General features: G+C 64.2%; 19 protein-coding genes. 10 read left to right on the top strand and 9 right to left on the bottom strand.

All coding sequences use genetic code 11. From position 1 onward, the window contains the following. Positions 1 to 23 precede the first annotated feature (23 nt). From LDZ27_RS23185 to LDZ27_RS23205, 5 genes are all read right to left on the bottom strand, one after another. Positions 24 to 1,493, bottom strand: a complete 1,470-nt coding sequence (locus LDZ27_RS23185; RefSeq protein ID WP_244817454.1) for an aldehyde dehydrogenase — start codon at positions 1,491 to 1,493, stop codon at positions 24 to 26. 10 nt (positions 1,494 to 1,503) lie between these two features. Then, a complete protein-coding gene (locus LDZ27_RS23190; protein ID WP_244817455.1) occupies positions 1,504 to 2,541 on the bottom strand; it encodes an LLM class flavin-dependent oxidoreductase in 1,038 nt (345 codons plus the stop codon). 11 nt (positions 2,542 to 2,552) lie between these two features. Then, positions 2,553 to 3,416, bottom strand: a complete 864-nt coding sequence (locus tag LDZ27_RS23195; protein WP_370653484.1) for a flavin reductase — start codon at positions 3,414 to 3,416, stop codon at positions 2,553 to 2,555. Positions 3,417 to 3,486: 70 nt separating this feature from the next. Further along, a complete protein-coding gene (locus tag LDZ27_RS23200) occupies positions 3,487 to 4,305 on the bottom strand; it encodes an alpha/beta fold hydrolase (RefSeq protein WP_244817457.1) in 819 nt (272 codons plus the stop codon). Further along, positions 4,274 to 4,876 carry an amino acid synthesis family protein gene (locus LDZ27_RS23205; protein ID WP_244817458.1) on the bottom strand — a complete coding sequence of 201 codons (603 nt, stop codon included), beginning with the start codon at positions 4,874 to 4,876 and terminating at the stop codon, positions 4,274 to 4,276. The genes LDZ27_RS23200 and LDZ27_RS23205 overlap by 32 nt, the downstream gene beginning before the upstream one ends. A gap of 377 nt (positions 4,877 to 5,253) precedes the next feature. Between LDZ27_RS23205 and LDZ27_RS23210 the strand changes: the two genes are divergently transcribed. Both LDZ27_RS23210 and LDZ27_RS23215 read left to right on the top strand, forming a co-directional pair. After that, positions 5,254 to 5,481, top strand: a complete 228-nt coding sequence (locus LDZ27_RS23210) for a hypothetical protein (protein ID WP_244817459.1) — start codon at positions 5,254 to 5,256, stop codon at positions 5,479 to 5,481. Between the two features lie 141 nt (positions 5,482 to 5,622). Beyond that, entirely contained in the window at positions 5,623 to 7,170 is a 1,548-nt protein-coding gene (locus LDZ27_RS23215; protein WP_244817460.1) for an EAL domain-containing protein, read from the top strand. 318 nt (positions 7,171 to 7,488) lie between these two features. On the opposite strand, the gene LDZ27_RS23220 is transcribed toward LDZ27_RS23215, so the two are convergent. The 3 genes from LDZ27_RS23220 to LDZ27_RS23230 all read right to left on the bottom strand — a co-directional run bounded on the left by LDZ27_RS23220 (position 7,489) and on the right by LDZ27_RS23230 (position 10,377). Next, on the bottom strand, positions 7,489 to 8,616 hold the full coding sequence (locus LDZ27_RS23220; protein ID WP_244817461.1) for an aminotransferase class V-fold PLP-dependent enzyme: 1,128 nt from the start codon (positions 8,614 to 8,616) through the stop codon (positions 7,489 to 7,491). Positions 8,617 to 8,721: 105 nt separating this feature from the next. Beyond that, on the bottom strand, positions 8,722 to 10,029 hold the full coding sequence (locus LDZ27_RS23225; protein ID WP_244817462.1) for a cation:proton antiporter: 1,308 nt from the start codon (positions 10,027 to 10,029) through the stop codon (positions 8,722 to 8,724). A 54-nt stretch (positions 10,030 to 10,083) separates the two neighbouring features. Further along, the gene (locus LDZ27_RS23230; RefSeq protein ID WP_244817463.1) at positions 10,084 to 10,377 is read right to left on the bottom strand and encodes a hypothetical protein; all 294 of its coding nucleotides are present in this window, start codon (positions 10,375 to 10,377) and stop codon (positions 10,084 to 10,086) included. A gap of 151 nt (positions 10,378 to 10,528) precedes the next feature. Here LDZ27_RS23230 and LDZ27_RS23235 point away from each other — a divergent pair, with 151 nt between their 5' ends. The 4 genes from LDZ27_RS23235 to LDZ27_RS23250 all read left to right on the top strand — a co-directional run bounded on the left by LDZ27_RS23235 (position 10,529) and on the right by LDZ27_RS23250 (position 15,271). Then, the gene (locus LDZ27_RS23235; RefSeq protein WP_244817464.1) at positions 10,529 to 11,086 is read left to right on the top strand and encodes a (2Fe-2S)-binding protein; all 558 of its coding nucleotides are present in this window, start codon (positions 10,529 to 10,531) and stop codon (positions 11,084 to 11,086) included. After that, positions 11,083 to 12,093, top strand: a complete 1,011-nt coding sequence (locus LDZ27_RS23240; protein ID WP_244817465.1) for a xanthine dehydrogenase family protein subunit M — start codon at positions 11,083 to 11,085, stop codon at positions 12,091 to 12,093. Before LDZ27_RS23235 ends, LDZ27_RS23240 begins: the two co-directional genes overlap by 4 nt. After that, the gene (locus LDZ27_RS23245; RefSeq protein WP_244817466.1) at positions 12,090 to 14,354 is read left to right on the top strand and encodes a xanthine dehydrogenase family protein molybdopterin-binding subunit; all 2,265 of its coding nucleotides are present in this window, start codon (positions 12,090 to 12,092) and stop codon (positions 14,352 to 14,354) included. The genes LDZ27_RS23240 and LDZ27_RS23245 overlap by 4 nt, the downstream gene beginning before the upstream one ends. A 77-nt stretch (positions 14,355 to 14,431) precedes the next feature. Further along, on the top strand, positions 14,432 to 15,271 hold the full coding sequence (locus tag LDZ27_RS23250; protein WP_244817467.1) for a hypothetical protein: 840 nt from the start codon (positions 14,432 to 14,434) through the stop codon (positions 15,269 to 15,271). 10 nt (positions 15,272 to 15,281) lie between these two features. On the opposite strand, the gene LDZ27_RS23255 is transcribed toward LDZ27_RS23250, so the two are convergent. After that, positions 15,282 to 17,198 (bottom strand): ATP-binding protein, encoded by a 1,917-nt coding sequence (locus LDZ27_RS23255; RefSeq protein WP_244817468.1) that lies wholly within the window; start codon positions 17,196 to 17,198, stop codon positions 15,282 to 15,284. 183 nt (positions 17,199 to 17,381) lie between these two features. On the opposite strand from LDZ27_RS23255, the gene LDZ27_RS23260 reads away from it, so the two are divergent. From LDZ27_RS23260 to LDZ27_RS23275, 4 genes are all read left to right on the top strand, one after another. Beyond that, positions 17,382 to 18,617 (top strand): sensor histidine kinase, encoded by a 1,236-nt coding sequence (locus LDZ27_RS23260; RefSeq protein ID WP_244817469.1) that lies wholly within the window; start codon positions 17,382 to 17,384, stop codon positions 18,615 to 18,617. An 87-nt stretch (positions 18,618 to 18,704) separates the two neighbouring features. Then, positions 18,705 to 19,286, top strand: a complete 582-nt coding sequence (locus LDZ27_RS23265) for a flavin reductase family protein (RefSeq protein WP_244817470.1) — start codon at positions 18,705 to 18,707, stop codon at positions 19,284 to 19,286. 127 nt (positions 19,287 to 19,413) lie between these two features. Further along, positions 19,414 to 20,478, top strand: coding sequence for a tartrate dehydrogenase (locus LDZ27_RS23270; RefSeq protein WP_244817471.1), 1,065 nt, complete (start codon positions 19,414 to 19,416; stop codon positions 20,476 to 20,478). A 34-nt stretch (positions 20,479 to 20,512) separates the two neighbouring features. Continuing rightward, positions 20,513 to 21,322 (top strand): enoyl-CoA hydratase/isomerase family protein, encoded by an 810-nt coding sequence (locus LDZ27_RS23275; RefSeq protein ID WP_244817472.1) that lies wholly within the window; start codon positions 20,513 to 20,515, stop codon positions 21,320 to 21,322. The last annotated feature ends 32 nt before the right edge of the window (positions 21,323 to 21,354 follow it).

Genomic DNA, 21,354 nt, shown 5'->3' on the forward strand with positions numbered 1-21,354 from the left:
AATGGCCTTCGAATACGCTGCGGTCAACGCATCACGAACGGATCGCTGATCGGATCGTCCGAAGTGCGCAGCCACACTGTTCTGGTTGTCGTGTATTCGAGTGCCGCGCTCATTCCGCCTTCGCGTCCGTGTCCCGACAGGCCGAAGCCGCCGAACGGTGCGAGCGGCGAAACCACGCGATACGTGTTGATCCAGACGATGCCGGATTTGATGCGCTTCGAGACGCGGTGTGCGCGCGTCAGATTGGTCGTGAAGATGCCCGCGGCGAGACCGAAAACCGTGCTGTTCGCCTTCGCGATGGCTTCCTCTTCCGACGTGAACGTATCGACCGACAGCACCGGCCCGAACAGTTCCTTCGTGATGCAGTCGGGACGATCGACGCCCGTGCAGTCGAGAATCGTCGGCGCGTAATAGAAGCCGTCGCGCTCCAGCGTCTTCGCACCCGTGAGCGCCTTCGCGCCTTGCTGAAGCGACTTCTCGACGATGGACTCGATGTTGCGTAGTTGGCGCTCGGTGCACAGCGGCCCGAATTCCGTCGCGATTTCGTTCGGTGCGCCTATCTGGATGCGCTCGACGCGCTCCACCAGCATCGCAAGGAAACGGTCCTTCACGGATTGCTCTATCAGCAGCCGCGAACCGGCCACGCAGCTTTGCCCGCTGGCCGCGAAGATGGCCGCGACTTGCGCGTTCACCGCGCTTTCGATGTCGGTATCCGCAAACACGATGAACGGCGACTTGCCGCCCAGTTCGAGCGAGACCTTGGCGAGATTGTTCGCCGAGTTCGACACGATATGCCGCGCGGTTTCGGGGCCACCGGTGAACGCGATCTTCGACACTTTCGGATGGCCGCTCAGCACCGCGCCGCATTCCGGTCCGAAGCCGGTGATGACGTTGACCACGCCCGGCGGAAAACCGGCTTCGTGAACGAGCTTCGCGAATTCGAGCAGCGGGCCGGGGCCGTCTTCCGATGCCTTCAGCACCACCGTGCAACCGGCGGCGAGCGCCGGACCGACCTTCACCGCGGACAGAAAAAGCTGGCTGTTCCACGGAACGATGGCCGCGACTACGCCAATGGGTTCGCGCTCCAGCCAGACCTGCATGTCCGGCTTGTCGACGGGAATGTGACTGCCTTCCAGCTTGTCGGCGATGCCCGCGTAGTACCGATAGTATTCGGCCACATACGCAATCTGGCTCGACGTCTCGCGGATGATCTTGCCTGTGTCGCTCGTTTCGATCCCGGCGAGACGCGGCGCGGCTTTCTCGACGAGTTCGGCAAGTTTGTAGAGCAGCTTGCCGCGCTTCGATGCGGTCAGGCCCGCCCACGCGGGATCGCTCAACGCGCGCTCGGCTGCATCGACTGCGCGATTGACCTGCTCGGTGCGTGCTTCGGGCATCTGCGCCCACACCTTGCCCGTCGCCGGATTCACGCTGCCGAAGGTGGCCGCGCCAGTTTCGAACTGTCCGTCGATATAAAGCTGAAATTGATCGTTCATGGAGAGAACCTCACGCGAAGGCGGGCATCACGTCGTGGATCATGCGTTCGAGAGAAGCCTTCTTGCGCTCGAAGCTCATGCCGGTGTCGATCCAGAACGAGTATTCATCGAAGCCGAGTGCTTCGTAATTCTTCAGGCGCGCAATGACTTCTTCCGGCGTGCCGATGACGTTGTTCTTGCGCATCGCCTCGGGCGTATAGAACGGGTGCGCCGCGATCTCTTCCTGCGTCAGCGGCTTGATCATGCCCTGGCTCACAGGACGCTCGTTTTTGAACCACGCGCCGAAGTAGTTGTAGAACACGTTCACTTCGTCGGCGGCGACTTGCGCATCTTCTTCGTTGCTCGCCACATACGTATGGCGAAGCAGCATGATCTGCGGACGCGGCACGTTGTCGAACTTGCGGCATGCGGCGTTGAAATGGCCGACGAGCTTTTCGACTTCTTCATCGCCAAAATGCAGCGGCGTAACTTGCACGTTGCAGCCGTTGGCCACCGCGAATTCGTGGCTGTTCGGATCGCGCGCGGCGACCCAGATCGGCGGATGCGGCTGTTGCAGCGGCAGCGGCGAAGACGTCGTCGACGGGAACTGCCAGTATTCGCCCTCGTGCGCGTAATCGCCTTCCCAGAGCTTCTTGACCGCAGGAATGAGTTCGCGCATGCGCTGACCGGCGTTCCATGCATCGAGGCCGGGCAGCAGACGTTCGTATTCGAACGAGTACGCGCCGCGCGCGATGCCGAGTTCCAGCCGTCCGTCCGTGATGATGTCGGTCATCGCCGCTTCGCCCGCGAGCTTGATCGGATGCCAGAACGGTGCAATGACCGTGCCGGTGCCGAGCCTCACGTTCTTCGTCTTGTTCGCGAGATCGACGAGATTGATGAACGGGTTCGGCGCGATCGTGAAGTCCATCGCGTGATGCTCGCCGGTCCAGATGGCATGCATGCCGCCGCGATCGGCGATCTGGCACAGCTCGACCATCTCGTCGTAGAGCTGCTTCTGGCTGGTCTTGTCGGAGACGCGCTCCATGTGAACGAAAAGCGAAAAACGCATGATGTGACCTTTCAGGAATGAAGCGGGCGGACGGTGCCGCTGCTATGGTCGCCCAGATATAGGCCGAAGCTCTTCAACTGGCTTTCCTTGCGGTAGCGCTCGAGCATGCTGGCGAGTGCACTGTCCTCGAATGCGAGCGAATCGATATCGTCGAGATCGACGAACTCGCCCGCGGCGGCGGATTCATCCGGCGCGCTGCAGAGAAAAGTGATGTACTGGTGCTGGGTTTCGGTGTTGTTGTACGCCGAGTAGATGAAGCTCGCCGATGCGTCCGGCTGGTATCGGCGAAAGAGTGCGGCGAGCGCCTTGTCGGCGCCTTCCTGACCGATCTCGCGCGAGGGCAGTCCCCATTTGTCATCCGGCGTCTTCGCGAGCAGCACCTTGTCGTCCCGCGCGATGATCGCGCTCACGATCACCTTCGGCCCGGCGATCACTTCCGCCGACACCTTGGCCGGCGTGAAATAGCCGCCGCGGTAGTAGCCGAGGCCCGCATAGCCCGCCGAATGGAACGCTTCGATCTTGCCGATGATGAGCGCGTGATCGCCCGCATCGACGATCTCGTGCGTCGTGCAGTCGAACCACGCGCTCACGCCGGAAAGCAGCGGGTTGTCGTGCGCGCTCATCTGCCAGTCGACGTGGGCGAAGCGGTCGTCGCTCGGACGCGCGAACGTGTTCGACAAGTCCTTCTGTCCTTCCGCGAGGACGTTGATCGCGAAGTGCCCGGTCGTCGAGAACGTCGTGAAGTTGCCGGACGTCTTCGCGATGCTCACGAGCAGGAGCGCCGGATCGAGCGACACGGACGAGAACGAGTTGGCGGTAAAGCCGAGCGGCTTGCCGTCGCTGGTCGCGGTCGTCACGATCGTCACGCCGGTCATGAAGGCGCCGAACGCGTCGCGCAACTCGCGGGTGTTGAGGGGAACTGCGGGAACGGTCTCCTGGCTCACGTCAAACCTCCGACTTGATGATTGCTTCATGCGGCTCGAATTGCAGCCACGCGCGCAGGGCCCGATTGACCCGATCGGGCGCGGTCAGGTTCACCATATGGCGTTCGTCTTCGATGACGACCGCCTTGCCGTGCTTCGCCGCCTCGGCCATCTGCCGCGCCATGGCGGGCGTCGAGTTCGGATCGTCGGAGCCGGTCAGCACGAGCGCCGGACACGCGATGTCGTGCCAGCCGTCAGCGTAGGTCTCGTCGCCCTTGGCGAAGGCCGTGTACGCGGTCGCGTAGCCATCCAGATCGACGGACCGCAGCCACGACTCGACGCGCACTGCGGCGATTTGCTGCGCTTCCTCGGCGTTGAACCAGCGGCGCAACGGCGTTTCCACGTCGATGGTTCCGGCGCGCAGTTCGGCCGCGCGCTGCAGCACCGCCTGCCGCGCTTCAGGCGTGCGCCGATAGACGCCGTTGAGCACCGCGACGCGCCGGACCAGATCGGGACGCGTGACCGCGACGCCCGCCGCGATCAGCGAACCCATCGAGTGACCGGCCAGATTGACCGGTCCGGCGTCCAGCGCTTCGATGAATTCGGCGGCCCATTCCACGAACTGCGGCAAGCCGGCGCCTGCATCGAGCGATGCGCTTTTGCCGTGGCCGGGCATATCGACGGCAATCACGCGGAAATCGGCCGAGAGGTTCTCGATCTGCGGATACCACGCGTTCGCCTGCATGCCGACGCCGTGGATGAAGACCAGCGGTTCACCGATCCCCCGCTCGAGATAGTGAACGGCGCGGTTATTTGACAGCTGCAGGGTTCTTTGCGTCATGTCCGAGCTCTGCGAGATCCTTGTAACGATCGCCGATGCGGTGATGCGGGCGGCCACCGGTTGCGCCGCCGATCGCGATGACCAGTTCGTCGGCTGCGGGCGCGTCGGGAATGGCGAATTGCAGCGTGAGGTAGTGCGAGCGGCGGCCCTCGTCGTTCTTGTCCATCATCGGGATTAGAAGCGGTGCATTCGCCGGGCCGCGCGTGTTGTTGAACGCGAGGTACGACTTCGCGCCGACCGCGCTGCGATAGATGTTGCCGAAGTGCAGGGTGTGGATCAGCGCGGAGGCGTGCTCCAGTTCGCCGTTCACGCCGACGATCGCGCTCTTGCCGAAGGCTTCGACCGCTTCGCCCGAACCGGCCTCGTCGAGGATCAGCTTCGTCAGGTGCGCGCTCAACTGCGGACCCAGTTCGCGAATCTCGGGCGACAGGTCTTCGACGTAGCCCCGGCCGGCCCACGGATTCTTGATGACGGCCGCCGCGCCGATCATCTTGAGCGGCTTGCTCGCGTCTTTGTCGCCATCGACAAAAACGGTTTCGACATGCAGGACTGACTTTCGGATAAGGGTCACGGGAGCATCCTCGGGTACGTTGATGATGTGTCGTATTTTGGTATTCCATAGTACGGCATGCCATCGGCGTTTACCCGGTGCGTAGGGGTCTCCTATGGACGCATCTTTTCTCCTCAAGATCAAAGCGCGCTCATCAGGGTTAACGCTATTTCAGTAAAAGCCATACCTGCCGATATGCACTAGTTCGCTGCCAAAGCGCGCGTAATAAATTCCGAACGAAGCCTGAGCACAGAACTCAGCGTCAAACGTCAGCTCAAACGTCTTATTCAAGGCCAAACGTTTGCGTGATTCGGAAGCCGACGCGTCGTCGCGGCGAGCACTATCACAACCCATCGACCGCAAACGTCGGCTGGATGGAAAACTCGGGGGTCACAGGAATGAACAGAAAGTCGTTGGATGACGCGAAGGGCGACATTGGGACAATCGAAAAGGCGGTGCTCACACTTGTGAACCGTCCGCGACTGATCCGCCGCGAATACTGGAGATCGGAAGTCGAGCGTCTGCTGGGCGGCGCCGACATCACGATCCGCGACCGGCAACGGCTTCTGACGTTACACGACCTGCTTGGCGACGTCGTCGAGAACAACTGGGCCCATGCCAATTGACTTGTGAGCCTGGCCTCGAGCGTCGGCAAAGAAGAACCAGAAGATCATGGGCGAACACGTCTCGAGGCGCTGCTGGCGGATTCAAACGACACCGAAACGCGCCGCCCGCTGCGCTCCGTGCGAAGGCGACGGGTGACGGCCATGCCTGATCGACTTCATCGAAGGTCAGCGCGGCTGTCGTTGCTTCTGTGCGTCGTTTGCGGCGGCGCGGTCATGCTCGGCGCGATGCTGTTCAGCGAGCACGAGGCGAAGGTACGCGTCGCCGACCATGAGCAACTGATCGGTGACGATCTCGTTCAGTCCGTCGACCGGATTCTGGACAGCGTGAGTTCGCGACATCGAAACGAACTTGCGGCGCTCGCCGGTCAGCCGTGCAGCCGGGTCGGGGCGACGCTGGCCGATCTCGAAACGTATCTGCGCTATGTCCGCGCGGTCGCGCTCGTAGCCGGCGACCGCCTTTACTGCTCCTCGGCGCTCGGCGCCATCGACGCGCCCTTGTCGGACTATCCGCTCTCGGCGGGCAGTGGCGACAGCATCGGCCTGCTTGCTCAGACGCGTTATCAGCCCGGCGTGCCGGTGCTCGTCATCTTCAACCGGACGGCCGCCGGTACGGGCGTGCTGTCGATTGTCGAAGGCGATTATCTCGCCGATGCCCTCGCGCACGGTGTCCGATATGGCGCGCAGATCGCGTCGATATCGGTGGCGGATAGCGGGCGTATCAATGCCCGTGGGAGCTTCAGGACGGCGTCAGCGCCGCTCACGGCATACACGACGCGCGTGGCATCGCGTAAATGGCCGTTCTCCATTCTGGTGTCGTCCTCCGAGGGTTTCGTATCGGGCATGCACTGGAAGTACAGAATCGCGGGCCTCGCAGTCGGCCTGCTGCTCGACGGCCTCATTGCAGCGGGCTACCTGCTCATGTTCGCCCCTCGGCGACTGCTGCTGAACGCGGTGCGTCAGGCGCTTCGGCGCAACGAGTTTCATGTGGTCTACCAGCCGATCGTCGACACCGCCACTCGCGCACCGGTCGGCGTCGAGGCGTTGCTGAGGTGGGAACATCCGAAGTGGGGCGCGATAAATCCCGCCTCGTTCATGGGCGAAGTCGAATCGAGCGACATGCTCGGACCCGTCACGCAATTCGTGATGAGGACGGCAGTTGCGGAGATGGGCCTGCGGCCAGCCGCGATTCCGCTGCGCATCGCAGTCAACGTTGCGCCTCGCGATCTTCAACGCAAGGGTTTCGTCGCGCAGGTCGAAGCGCTCACAGCGCAGTTGCCGGCCGGCGTCACGCTCGTTCTCGAACTGACCGAGCGGTTTTTGCTTGGCGAGAGCGCGCACACGTCGGCCATCTTCAGCGCGCTCAAGGCGAGGGGCGTCCGCTTTGCGATCGATGATTTCGGCACTCAGCACAGCAATCTCGATCTGCTCGGCCGCTTCCAGTTCGACTACGTGAAGATCGACCGGCAGTTCGTGGGTCAGGTCGACAACGGTGGCACCGAGCTTGTCCGGGGCATTGTTTCCGTCGCGAGGCACTACGGGTTGAAGGTGATCGCGGAAGGCGTCGAGACGGAATCGCAGCACGCCGCGTTGCTCGAAGCGCAAGTGCCGTTCGCGCAGGGCTATCTGTATCAGCGGCCGATGCCAGCCGAGCGGTTCGCGACGCTGCGTCGCACCGAAGAGATCAGCTAGTCGATCGCGGCTCGGTGCCTCGGCGCCTCGGTCGCTTGTGCGCTCGTGCCAGCTTGCCGGATGAAGCCGGTTTCGTTCTGATACGCGGCTCGGGCGCTTCGATCCCGCTCAGGGACTGATGCCGCTATGCATCGGCAACGGCGGGGACCGTTCCGGTCTCGTCGTGGCGTATCTAGCCTTGTCCGCGTTCGCCTTTCTCATGTCCGAGGCCGGGGCGCAAGCAGCTTCGTCGTGACGGCCAATCGACGCTCTGGCGGCGATGCCCTTCAAAGACTGCGAAGAAGGGCGTCGTCCCCGATGCACGACTGCGCGATGCCTCTACGACATGCTGTCCAGCGCTTTCGCGAATCTCGCCGCCGTGCCGTCGATGTCATGCAGCTTGTCCAGACCGAACAAGCCGATGCGAAACGTCTTGAAGTCTCCCGGCTCGTCGCATTGAAGCGCAACGCCGGCGGCGATCTGCACGCCCGCATCGGCGAATTTCTTGCCGGAGCGGATGTCATCGTCGTCCGTGTAGCAGACCACGACGCCCGGCGCTTCGAAACCGTCGGCGGCTACGCTTTTGAAGCCCTTGTCGGCGAGAAGCGAGCGAATGCGCTTGCCGAGTTCGAACTGTTCCGCCTTCACTTTCTCGAAGCCGTATGACTCGGTTTCCTTCATCACGTCGCGAAGTATCGCGAGGCTGTCCGTGGGCATCGTCGCGTGATAGGCGAAGCCGTTGTTCTCATAGGCCTCCATGATTTGCAGCCATTTGCGAAGGTCGCAGGCGAAACTGGAACTCGTCGTCGCGTCGATTCTTTCGCGGGCGAGAGGACTGAGCATGACGAGGCCGCAGCACGGCGATGCGCTCCATCCCTTTTGCGGCGCGCTGAGGAGCACATCGACGCCGCTCGCTTCCATGTCGACCCAGATCGTGCCCGAAGCGATGCAATCCAGCACGAACATTCCGCCGACGTCATGAACCGCATCGGCCACCGCGCGCAAGTACGAATCGGGCAACAGTATCCCGGCTGCGGTCTCGACGTGCGGCGCGAACACGAGGTCCGGCTTCTGCTCCCTGATCGCCGCGACGACTTCTTCCACCGGAGGCGGGGCAAATGCGGCCTGCCTGCCTTCGGCGACGGGACGCGCCTTCAGCACGGTCGATTCGGAAGGAATGCCGCCCATGTCGAAAATCTGCGACCAGCGGAAACTGAACCAGCCGTTGCGGATGACAAGACACTTCTTGTTCGTCGCGAACTGCCGGGCAACGGCTTCCATGCCGAAGGTTCCGCTGCCCGGTACGACTACGACAGACCTGGCGTTGTAGACCTTCTTGAGCGAAGCGGAAATATCGCGCATGACGCCCTGAAAGCGCTGCGACATGTGGTTGAGCGATCGGTCGGTAAAGACGACCGAGTATTCGAGGAGTCCATCTCGGTCGACATCGGGGAGTAACGCTGGCACGCTCGCCTCCTGTAACAGACTAATAAAGGAATGACTTCTGATTCTAACGATAACCGTGGCGAAGCCGCGCGCGCTGCAAGTCGGCTCTATACGCATCGGCGGTCGCTATTTTTTCCTGAGGTAACGATCGAGCAGGATGGTCGCCGTGCCGCCGTGCAGCAGCACGGACAACACGATCGTCCCCAGAATGATCGGCGAAAGGGAACTGACCGTCGCGCTCCCGGCCCTTTCGAGCGAGAACAACAGGTAATAGAACGCGCCGACGCCGCGCAACCCGAGCCACCCCGACAGAAACCGCTGATGGCGATCCAGCGACGAGCCGACGAGCGAAAGACTGCTGCCGAGCGGCCGTGCGATGAAAAACAGGAACAGCGCGGGCCAGATGACGTCCCAGTGAAGCAGCGCTCGCCAGTGCGCCGACACCACGCTCCCGATGAGGACCATCAGGCCCAGCTCGATGAATCGCTCCATTTCGACGGAGAATCCCATCATCGTCTCGGCGATATAGGCGTGGGCGAGTTCCGGGTCCGTGGCCGCTTCCTTGCGCTCGCCACGTTCGACGGATTCGAGCACTTCGTTCGGCGGCTTCTCTCCGGTCGCCTTCATCTCCTGCCGCCGCAGCGCGACGCCGGCGGCGAACACGGCGAGAAAGGCATAGCCGTCGACGACGAGCGTCGCGCCGTAGGCGAGCGCCATGACGCCGAGCGCGAGGAATCCTTCGAGGCCGAGCGCGTGATCGTAGCGCGTGCGCAACCGGGTGACGAACACGACGATAGCCGTGCCCAGCGCCCATCCGATGACGATCGAACTGCCCAGCCCCCACGCAATCGCAAGGCCGAACGTCCATGGATTGTCGCTGCCGAGGCTCGGAACGCCGCACAGCGCGAGCGCGATGTAGATCATCGGAGCGGCCGCGCCGTCATTGATTCCGCCTTCCGATGACAACGCGAATCGCAGCGGCTCGTCGTCGCCTGCTTCCTCCACGCGCAGTTCGTTTGCGAGCACGGGATCGGTGGGCGCGAGCGCCGAGGCGAGAAGCAGCGCCGGGCCTGCCGCGAGGCCCAGGCCCCAGTGCGCGGCGGCGTACATGATCGCGATGGTGATGAGCATCGCCGGACCGGCGAGGCGCAGCGTCAGTCTCCAGAGCGGATTCGACAGTTCGATCCGAAGATACATGCCGATCGCGAACAGGGAGACGACGAGACCCGCTTCGGTCAGCGTGCGCAGCAGCCGGGCGTGGCCTTCGAGGTCGATGGTCAACAGGCCGGTGCACGCGGGGCCGAGCACGAAACCGACGACGAGGTAGACCATCGCGCCTGTCATCGGCAATCGCTCGACGATCTTTCTTCCGATCGCCATCAAAACGAGCAGCGCCCCGACAATCAGGAACCAGACGCCTTCGATCGTCAACACGGCCTCCTGTGGTCAGGGGCGCCGCATGCGCGTCCCTCTTTCGGACTCGCGCGGCTAAAAGGTCCCGTCAGCCGTTGATTCCGACGGCCTGGCGACGGCTGATTCCGAACAGGCTACGTTGCAAAGCATCGCTTCCAGCCGGGCGAGCGCCAAAAAGGGGCGTCGCAGCACGGCGAGCGAGCGCGCCACCGCAAGGTCGGTCTGTCGCGCGAGATCCAGGCGGCAGAACGGCTCGGCCACGTCACACAGTTCCAGAATCCGGTCTCTGTCTACATTATGTGAACCGGGTTCCAGTTCCTCTCTGCAGTGGCGCAGGCTGCTTATGAGATCGAATACGCTGGCTTGCATGGCACTCCCCGACGGTTTCGCGCGTGCTACCCGTCATCGGGCAAGCGGCTATGGATGTCTCACCAGCAATAAGACGGCCCGCCATGCCGCGTGGACCTTGCTCGCAAGGCACGCGGCATGCTCGGAACCGGGATTCCCGTATGGAGATCCCATGAATACCCCAACGACCGCGACGGCGCTGGACGTAGACGCGCCGCACGCGCAGCACGTCGCCTGCACGCTGAGAATCAATGGCGAAGCACGTACTTTCGACATCGAGCCGTGGACGACACTGCTCGACCTTTTGCGCGAGCACTGCCAGCTCACCGGCACGAAGAAGGGCTGCGACCACGGACAATGCGGCGCGTGCACCGCGCTTGTCGATGGCCAGCGCATCAATACATGTCTCGCGCTTGCCGTTTCGTACGACGGCGCGGCCATCACGACCATCGAAGGACTCGCGAGCGGCGACACGCTGCATCCGATGCAGCAGGCGTTCATCGACTGCGACGCGTTCCAGTGCGGCTACTGTACGCCGGGGCAAATCTGCTCGGCCGTCGGCATGCTCTCGGAAGGCCATGCCCGCGACGCCGCCGAGGTGCGCGAGGCGATGAGCGGCAACGTCTGTCGCTGCGGCGCGTATCCGAACATCGTGCGGGCGATTCTGCATGCGTCTCGCGCGGACGGCGCCGGTGAGACCGCCGTCGAGAACGCGGAGGCGCGCCCATGAACCGGTTCTCCTACACGCGCGCGAACGATGTGTCCGCGGCGCTCGAAGCGCACCGCGCGCCATCGGCGGCGTTCCTCGCGGGCGGCACCAATCTCGTCGATCTCATCAAGGAAGGCGTTGCGCGCCCCGATACGCTCGTCGACATTCGCCGCCTGCCGATGACCGGCATTACGCCGACCGCCGACGGCGGCATCGAAATCGGCGCGCTCGCCACGAATAGCGCCGTGGCCTACGACGAACGCATTCAGTCGCGCTATCCGCTGTTGTCGAAGGCGATACTGGCGGGCGCATCGGCGCAGATTCGCAATGTCGCGACCGTGGGCGGCAACATGCTGCAACGCACGCGCTGTCACTATTTCTACGACACCGCGACGCCCTGCAACAAGCGCCAGCCCGGCAGCGGCTGCGGCGCGATGGATGGCGTGAACCGCATCCATGCCATCCTCGGCGCGAGCGAGCATTGCATCGCCGTTCATCCGTCGGACATGTGCGTGGCGCTCGCGGCGCTCGACGCGTCCGTGCGCGTGAGAGGCGACGAAGGCGAGCGCGTCGTGCCTTTCGACGCGTTTCACCGGCTTCCCGGCGATACGCCGCACATCGACACGAACCTGCGCGACGACGAGATGATCGTCGCGGTCACGTTGCCCGCCGATGGCTTCGCGGACCATCACGCCTACGTGAAAGTGCGCGACCGGGCGTCGTATGCGTTCGCGCTGGTGTCGGTGGCGCTCGCGCTCGAGCTCGATGGCCGGCGCATCGAAGAGGTGCGCTGCGCGCTCGGCGGCGTGGCGCACAAACCGTGGCGCAACCGCGACGCCGAAGCCGCGTTGCGCGGCAAGACACTCGATGCCGCGACGGTGCGCGATTTCGCGAGCGCGATGGTGCGCGACGCACGCGGGCTGCCCGGCAACGCATTCAAGATCGAACTGACCGCGCGCGCCATCGAGCGCGCTTTCGAGCAGGCATCGGGCATCAGCCTCGCCGCCAGAGAGGACGACGCATCATGAATTTTCCGAACGAGCTGGAACGCATCGCGCAGCAGGGCGCGCCGTTCAGCGGCAAGCCCGTCAACCGCGTCGACGGCAGAAAGAAGGTGACGGGCGAGGCGCGCTATGCAGGCGAATTCTTCGCGGATGCGATGAGCTACGGCTTCGTGCTTCCGAGCCGCATCGCGAGCGGGCGCATCGTGTCGATCGAATCGCGGCGCGCGCTCGAATTGCCGGGCGTGCTCATGGTGCTCACGCACGAGAACCGGCCCGAGCTGCCGCTGCAGGACGCCGCGTGGAAAGACCAGTCCGCGCCGGGCGGCATGCCGTTTCGTCCGCTGTGGGACGACCGCATCTGGTACAGCGGCCAGCCGGTCGCGCTCGTTGTCGCGGAAAGTCATGAACTGGCGCGTCATGCCGCATCGCTGATCGAAGTCACCTACGAGCGCACGAGCCACCGCACGGATTTGCGCGAGGCGGAGCCCGACAGTTATCCGCCGTCGACCGAAAAGGGCGGCTTCGAGCCACCGCCCCCGCCGCGCGGTGATGCCGACGGCGCGCTTGCCGCAGCCGCCGTGAAGATCGACTGCCGCTATTCGACGCCGGCCGAGTATCACAACCCGATCGAGTTGCACGGCTGCACGGTCATTCCCGAGCCGTCCGGCAAGTTCACCGTCTATGAAAAGACGCAGGGCGTGCTCAACACCAAGGCGTATCTGACGAAACTCTTCGGCTTCGACGACGACACGCTCGAAGTGATCTCGCCGTTCGTCGGCGGCGCGTTCGGCTCCGGGCTGCGTCCGCAATACCATCTGCCGCTTGCGGTCATGGCCGCGCGCGATCTGAAGCGGCCCGTGCGCGTGGTGTTGACGCGGCAGCAGATGTTCACCTTCGCGCATCGGCCGATGAGTCTGCAACGCGTCGCGCTTGCCGCGAACCGCGATGGCAGGCTCGAAGCGGTCATCCACGAGGCAGTGTCCGAGACATCGCAATACGAGGACTACTGCGACGTCATGGTGAACTGGGCCGGACAGCTTTACGCGTGCGACAACGTGCGGATGGACTACAAGGTGAGCAAGCTCGATGTGCCGACGCCCGCGGACATGCGCGCGCCGGGCGCGGCGCAGGGGCTTTTTCCGCTGGAAATGGCGATGGACGAACTCGCCGAGGCGCTCGGCATGGACCCGCTGAAGCTGCGCCTCGTCAACTACGCGGAGCGCGACGGGAACAAGAACCTGCCGTTTTCGAGCAAGGCGCTGCGGCAGTGCTTCGAAGAGGGCGCCGCGCGCTTCGGCTGGGACAAGCGCCCGCTCGCGCCGCGTTCGATGCGCGATGGCAACGAGCTGGTCGGCTGGGGCATGGCGACGGGCATCTGGGACGCGATGCAGAACGAGGCGTCCGCGCTCGCGGAAATCGGGGCGGACGGACGTGTCGTCGTGGCGAGCGCCACGGCGGACATCGGCACCGGCACCTACACGGTGATGACGCAGCTTGCCGCCGATGCGCTCGGCGTGCCGCTCGAGAACGTCGATTTTCGTCTGGGCGATAGCCGTCTGCCGAAGGCGCCGCTCGAAGGCGGATCGTGGACGGTGTCGTCGGTCGGCAGCGCGGTGCATGCGGCGTGTACGCGCTTGCGCGGGAAGCTCGCGACGCTCGCGATCGAACACGGCGGCGATGCGTTCGCCCGCGCGCAGCCGGACGCGGTGCGGCTCGATGGCGAATACGTCGCATGCGGGGAAGGCAACGCGCCACGCTTGCCGCTGCGGGAACTGTTGACGCGCGCGGGCCTCGACACGCTCGATGCGCAGATTACCGTGACGCCGCACGACAAGCAGCAGTCGTATTCGATCGGCACGCACTCGGCGGTGTTCGTCGAAGCGCGCGTCGATGCCGCGCTCGGGACCGTGCGTGTCACGCGTGTGGTCAGCGCGGTGGCGGCAGGGCGTATCGTCAATCCGAAGACGGCGGCGAGTCAGGTATCGGGCGGCGTGGTGTGGGGCATCAGCATGGCGCTGCACGAACACGGACAGTTCGATCACGAGCTCGGCCGGCAGATGAATCACAACCTGTCGGAGTATCACGTTCCGGTGAACGCGGACATACACGACATCGACGTGCTCTTCGTCGACGAGCATGACGACATCGTCAATCCGCTTGGCGCGAAGGGCGTCGGAGAGATCGGCGTGGTCGGCGTGGCGGCGGCTGTCGCCAACGCGATCTGGCACGCGACGGGCAAGCGCGTGCGGGATTTGCCGATCACGCTCGACACACTGTTCGCGTGAGGGCGCTGTATGTTTTCGCGGGGGCGTCGTGCTCGCGCCGCCTCCATCAGTAGCAGCCAGCCCGCAGGGAGCGTTCGATGAAGCCGATTTGTAAGGCGTGCGGCACGCAATATCCCGAGGGCGAACCGCCGCGCGCCTGCGTGATTTGCGATGACGTCCGTCAGTACGTGCCGCCCTCGGGGCAGCAGTGGACGACGCTCGATACGCTTCAAGGAGGCCATACGAACGGCTGGCGCGCATTGAAAGACGATCTGTTCGAGATTCGCACGGAGCCGGCGGTCGGCATCGGACAGCGGGCGCTCCTCGCGCGCACGCCGCATGGCAACGTGCTATGGGACTGCATCACCTTGCTGGATGACGCGACGCGGGAAATCATCCGCGCGCTCGGCGGGTTGAAGGCGATCGCGATCTCGCATCCGCATTACTACTCGACGATGACCGAGTGGGCGCGCGCGTTCGGTTGTCCAGTATGGATTCACGAGGCTGACAGGCAGTGGATCGTGTCCCCCGGCGATGCGGTGCAACTCTGGTCGGGGGATACGTTGCCGCTCACGGATGACATGACCCTCGTGCGGCTCGGCGGTCATTTCGCCGGCGGCGCCGTGCTGCACTGGGGATCGGGGGCCGGCACGCTCCTTTCCGGCGACATCCTCCAGGTGACGCCCGACCGGTCGCACGTGTCGTTCATGTTCAGCTATCCGAATTACCTGCCGCTGTCGGCATCGAAGGTCCGGGCGATGGCCGCGCTTCTGGAACCTTTCGAGTACGAGAGCGTATACGGCAGCTTCCGCCATGCGCAGATCGAAGCCGATGGCAAAGCCGCCGTGGCTGCGTCGGTGGATCGTTATATCGAACTGCTGGAAGACCGGTTCCCGGACCCGGCGCGCGCGGACGGAGGCGAGCCGGCCCGCAGTTGACGGCGATGCCTCAAACGCTGACCTCGGCAAGCAGCGAATAGAGCTTCTTCGGGTCGATCGGCTTGATCAGATGATGGTCGAAACCGGCGGCGAGCGCGCTCTCGCGGTCGCTTTCCTGCCCGTACCCGGTCACGGCGATAAGCAAGGATGAAGCAGTCTCGGGTGCGGCGCGCAGGCGCCTCGCCAGTTCATATCCGTCCATTTCCGGCAGGCCGATATCGAGCAGGCAAACCTGCGGCGCCGCTTCGCGGGCGCGTTGCAAGGCCCGGGTCGGCCGGTGTTCCACCATCACCTCATGGCCCAGCGCTTCGAGCAGCATCGCGAGCGCGGACGCTGCATCCACGTTGTCGTCGACGACCATGATGCGCAGACTCGTCGCCGGCTCGGCCGACGATCCGCTACTGCGCATGCCCTCCGAATGGACGGGTTCCACGCACGCGCGCGGCAGACAGACGACGAATCGGCTGCCCATCCCGTCGCCCGGACTCTCGCATGAGACGGTGCCGTGATGCAGTTCCACCAGGCTTCTGACGAGTGCGAGGCCGATCCCCAGTCCGCCGGACGATCTATCCGGCGTTCGCTTGGCCTGGCTGAACAGTTCGAACGCATGCGCCGCGACGTCCGGCGTCATGCCGACGCCGTTATCGGTGACACTCACCACCACTCGCGACGCTTCCACATCGGCTCCGAGTTCGAGCCGGCCCTCGCCAGGCGTGTATTTCGCGGCGTTGTTGAGTATGTTCACGAAGACCTGCACCAGCCGGTTCTTGTCCCCGGTGACGATGGTCGCGCCCGGCGGCAAATGCAGTTCGAGGTGATGCCGCTGCGCATGAATCAGCGGCGCGACCTGTTCCACCGCTTCCATGAGGACGCGCCGGATGTCCACCGGCGTCTTGTCGAGCGAGACGAGACCCCGCGTCACGCGCGATACGTCGAGCAGATCGTCGATCAACTGGCTCATGTGCGCGACTTGCCGGCTGATGATCTGACTGGTCTGCCGAACGCGCGCCTCGTCGAGGTTCGCGATCTGCAACAGCTCGGCCGCCGCGCCGATGGGGGCTAGCGGATTCCTCAGTTCGTGCGCGAGCATGGCGAGGAACTCGTCCTTGCGCCGGTCCGCGTCCTTGAGCTTCTGCTCGGCCTCCTTGCGCTCGGTGATGTCGCTGGCCGCGCCGATCCACTCGTAGATTTCTCCGTCGGCGTCGAGCATCGGCACGGCACGCGACGCCGTCCAGCCGCAGGTTCCGTCGACCCGCCGCACCCGATGCTCGAGCTGGAAAATCGTCTTGTTGCGGATCGCATCGTGGACGGCTTTGTTCACCCCTTCCTGATCTTCTTGCGGGATGAATTCCTCGAGCCAGGAGCGCCGCGGCTGGGCGATATCCTTCAGGAAACCGCGCCCTTCGAGCTGGCGCATGTGGCTCCAGTCCGGACTCATGCGATACACCACGTCTTCGGTCGCAGTCGCAAGCGCGCGATACCGCCGCTCGCTCTCCGTCAGCGCCGCGGCCGAGTTGACCTGCTCCGTCATGTCGATGGTCGTGTGCGAAATACACACGATCCGGCCATCGTCGTCGAAAATCGGCGTGCTCACGGCGCCCCAGAAACGCTCTTCGTAGGCCACGCCGCCGCCGGGAAGCTCCACCTGAATGGGGTAGCGCTGGGCGGGCAACGGGTCCGGCTGTCCCGTTTCGACCACCCGCGCGAGCGAGCGGCGCAGCGCCGCCTCGCCGCTGTCGTCCGCGTCGGCGGGGTTGCCGGGAAATGCCTCGAACAAGCTGATGCCGACGAGATCTTCCCGTCTGCGCGACGACGCCTTCAGGAAAGCGTCGTTGACGGCGATGATCGTCGCTTCGGGCGTCGGCGTCAGCAGGTAGTTACCGATGGGCGACCCGTTGAAGACGAGTTCGAAAAGGGACGAGGACATCGTTTTTCCAGCGGCAGAAGTGTAGAGCGATTGTCCGGTTCTCCCGCAAGATCGGTTCCTCGTGCATCGCGATGCCGATAGAACATCATCGCGATTCGCCCGTGATGAAAAGCACCCGGTCCGGCTCGCCGTCAGGCATCTCGCAGCGAGGCGTGCGTTCCGGGACGCGGCGCGGCACGAGCCATGCTGCGCGCTAAATTCCGTGGGAACCGCATAGACAGTGGCGACATGCGCAACAAACCTTCGTCCGCAAGAGCAAAGCAGGATTTCATCGGCCTCGGTGATTACATCCGTGCCGAAGTCGACAGCATCGTCGATGAGTTCGCCGAATTCGCGCAGACTCACATCGAGAGCGCGAAACGGCTTCCCGCGGAGGAGTTGCGCGATACAGCGGCCTCCTTGCTGAACAACATTGCCGACGACATGGAGTCGTCCCAGAGCGACTCCGATCGATCGGAAAAAAGCCGCGGAGATACGCCGAACAATTCGCCCGCGCTGGTCGAGGACGCGAAAAGTCACGCGCGGGACCGTCTCGGCTCCAGCTTCTCGTTGATGGAAATGGTGTCCGAGTATCGGGCGCTTCGGGCGAACGTGGTCCGACGCTGGCGAGACGCCGCCGTGGGCGACCCCGCAACGGCGATCGAAGATGTGATCCGCTTTGACGAAGCCATCGACCAGGCGCTCATGGAATCCATTCAGTGGTACGCGTCTCGCACGGATCGCGCCCGTGAACTGATGGCCGGCATGATCGCGCACGATCTGCGAAACCCGCTCGGCGCGATCATGATGTCGGCCAATTATCTGCTGCGCAGCGAATCCATCGGCGGACCGGAGATGAAGGCCGCCGCGAGAGTGCTGGGCAGCGCATCGGCGATGGAGAAGATGGTCGCCGACCTCCTCGATTTCGCGCAGGTCCGCATGGGAGGACATCTGTCGATCTCGCGCGCGAAGACGTCCATGCGCAAAACGTGTAACGACGCCGTCGGCGAACTGCGCGCATATCACCCGGACAGGGCGATCGAACTCAATGTCAGCGACGAGCTCGAAGGCGACTGGGACGGCGATCGCGTGAGACAGGTCATATCGAATCTCGTGGCAAACGCGCTGAAACATGGCGCGGCGGATTCTCCGGTCGCCGTCAGCGCTTCGGAAGACGGTCTTAACGTAAGACTCGACGTGCACAACCTGGGCGAACCGATCGCCGCCGATCACCTGAAGGATATTTTCGACCCGCTCAAACGCTTCCCGAAGAACGCGCAGAACAGGCAGTCCAATCATGGGATCGGCCTCGGGCTTTTCATCGTCAAGGAGATTGCCGAGGCTCACCACGGCTCGGTGGATGTGTCGTCCACGCGAGAGGCCGGCACGACTTTCAGCGTGAAGTTACCGATCGCCCAGCCCGGCAGCCGGAAGAAATAGCACGGCGGCAGGGCATCGAGTGCGTGGGCGATCGCCTGGAATCGCCCAAAATCACGCAGAATTCACGCTTTGCATCCGGATCGCCCCATGACTCAATTCCTTCCCGTCGCGCTCGAACACGCGAGCCGGCTCATCAATCACGGCCCGACCGTGCTCGTCACGAGCGCGCATGGCGAGCGCCGCAACGTGATGGCCGCTGCATGGTCGATGCCCGTCGAGTTCACGCCGCCGCGCATCGCGGTCGTCATCGACAAGAACACGTACACGCGCGAGCTGGTCGCCGCGAGCGGGCGGCTCGGCATCTGCGTGCCGGGCGCGGCGCTGGTCGACCTGACTTACGCGGTCGGCACGACGAGCGGCCGCGACACCGACAAATTCGACGCTTTCGGGATTCAATCGCTGCAAGGCCCGGTGCTCGGCGTGCCGCTCATCGAAGCGGGCTGCGCGGCGTGGCTCGAGTGCCGGCTCATCAGCGAGCCGCACACCGAAGACGCCTACGACACCTGCTTCGCCGAGGTCGTCGCGGCGGCTGCCGATCCGCGCGTGTTCGCGGACGGACACTGGAACGTGGATGCGTCGAACGTCGACTTGCACACGATTCATCATCTCGGCGCGGGCAAGTTCGTGCGCGCGTCGGGGATGCAGCAGGCGAAAGCCATCGGCCAGTAAGAACGGCGGCCGCGCGCGATTATCCACGAATCGTGCAGAATCGCTTAACCTGAACGCTGTCGCCGACGCGCATTCGGGTCTATAGAATGGCTCGCGTCAACGCTCACAGGACAGGAGACACCTTGCAATGACGAAGACCTATCGCATCGCCGTGATTCCCGGTGACGGCATCGGCGTGGAAGTGATGCCGGAAGGCTTGCGCGCCCTCGATGCAGTCGCCAAACGCTTCGATCTCTCGCTCGAATACGACCATATCGAATGGGCGAGTTGCGACTACTATCTCGCGCACGGCCAGATGATGCCGGACGACTGGAAGAGCCGTCTCGAACGTTGCGACGCCATTCTGTTCGGCGCGGTGGGATGGCCCGCCAAAGTGCCCGACCATATCTCGCTGTGGGGCTCGCTGCTGAAGTTCCGCCGCGAGTTCGACCAATACATCAACCTTCGGCCCGCGCGTCTTTTCGACGGCGTGCCTTCGCCGCTCGCGAACCGCAAGGCGGGCGACATCGACTTCATGATCGTGCGCGAAAACACCGAAGGCGAGTATTCGTCGGTCGGCGGCGTATCGTTCGAAGGCACCGAGCGCGAGTTCGTCTCGCAGACCTCCATCTTCACGCGCAAGGGCGCGGAGCGCGTGCTCAAGTTCGCGTTCGATCTCGCCCAGCGGCGCGAGAAAAAGCTGACGGTCGCGACCAAGAGCAACGGCATCTCGATCAGCATGCCGTGGTGGGACGCCCGCGCCGCGGAAATCGCCGGGCAGTATCCGGACGTGACGTGGGACAAGCAGCACATCGATATCTTGTCCGCGCGTTTCGTGCTGAGCCCGGACCGCTTCGATGTAGTCGTCGCGACCAATCTCTTCGGCGACATTCTTTCGGACCTCGGCCCGGCGTGCACGGGCACGATCGGCATCGCGCCATCGGCCAACATGAATCCCGAGCGCGATTTTCCGTCGCTCTTCGAGCCGGTGCACGGCTCCGCGCCGGATATCGCGGGCAAGGGCATTGCCAATCCGGTCGCGATGATCTGGTCCGCCGCGATGATGCTGGAGTTCCTCGGCGAGCGCGAGGCGCACGACGCGATCCTCTCCGCCGTTACCGAAGTGCTGAAGGACGGGCCGCATACCGGCGATCTCGGCGGCAAGGCGAGCACGCAGGAAGTGGGCGAAGCGGTGGCAGCGCGCATCGGCTAAAGCCGCAAAAGAGACGGCATCAACGGGAGGAGCAATGAGTCAGCAAGACGGCAGCACGCAGCAACAAGGCAAGAGCGGCGAAGTGCGTTTGACGATCGAAGGCGCGGCGGCGCATATCGTGTTCGATCGCGCGGACGCGCATAACGCGATGACGTGGCACATGTACGAGCAACTCGAAGCCGTTTGCGAGCGTCTTTCGCGCGAACGCGACGTGCGCGTGGCGACGTTTCGCGGCGCGGGCGGCAAGGCGTTCGTCGCGGGCACGGACATCCAGCAGTTCAGCGCGTTTCAAAGCGCGGAGGACGGCGTCGAGTACGAGCATCGCATCGAGCGGGTGCTCGGCAAGCTCGACGGCCTGCCGATGCCGACGCTCGCCATCGTCGATGGATGGTGCGTCGGCGGCGGGCTTGCCATCGCCGCGTGCTGCGATCTTCGCATCGCCGCGCCGGGCGCGAAGTTCGGCGTGCCGATCGCGCGCACGCTCGGCAACTGCCTTGCCATCGGCAACACGGCGCGGCTCGTCGCGGAATTCGGCGTCGGGCGCGCGAAGCGCATGCTGGTGCTCGGCGACATGCTGAATGTCGACGAGGCCATCGCTGCCGGCTTCGTCATCGAAAGCGTGGAGCCGGACCAGCTCGACGCGCGCGCCGCCGCGCTCGTCGACCGGCTTTCGCGCAATGCGCCCATCACCATGCGCGTGACGAAGCAATCGGTCTCCCGCATGCTCGCCGCGCTGCCGCTTTCCGGCGACGACCTCGTGCGCCAGTGCTACGGCAGCGAGGATTTCCGCGAGGGCGTCGCGGCGTTCACGGAGAAGCGCCCGCCGCTCTGGAAGGGCGTCTGACGCGGGCGGCCCGCGCGCCGCATTTCTTCAAA

Origin of the sequence: Caballeronia sp. Lep1P3 (genome assembly GCF_022879595.1) — a bacterium.
Classification (GTDB): Bacteria; Pseudomonadota; Gammaproteobacteria; order Burkholderiales; family Burkholderiaceae; genus Caballeronia.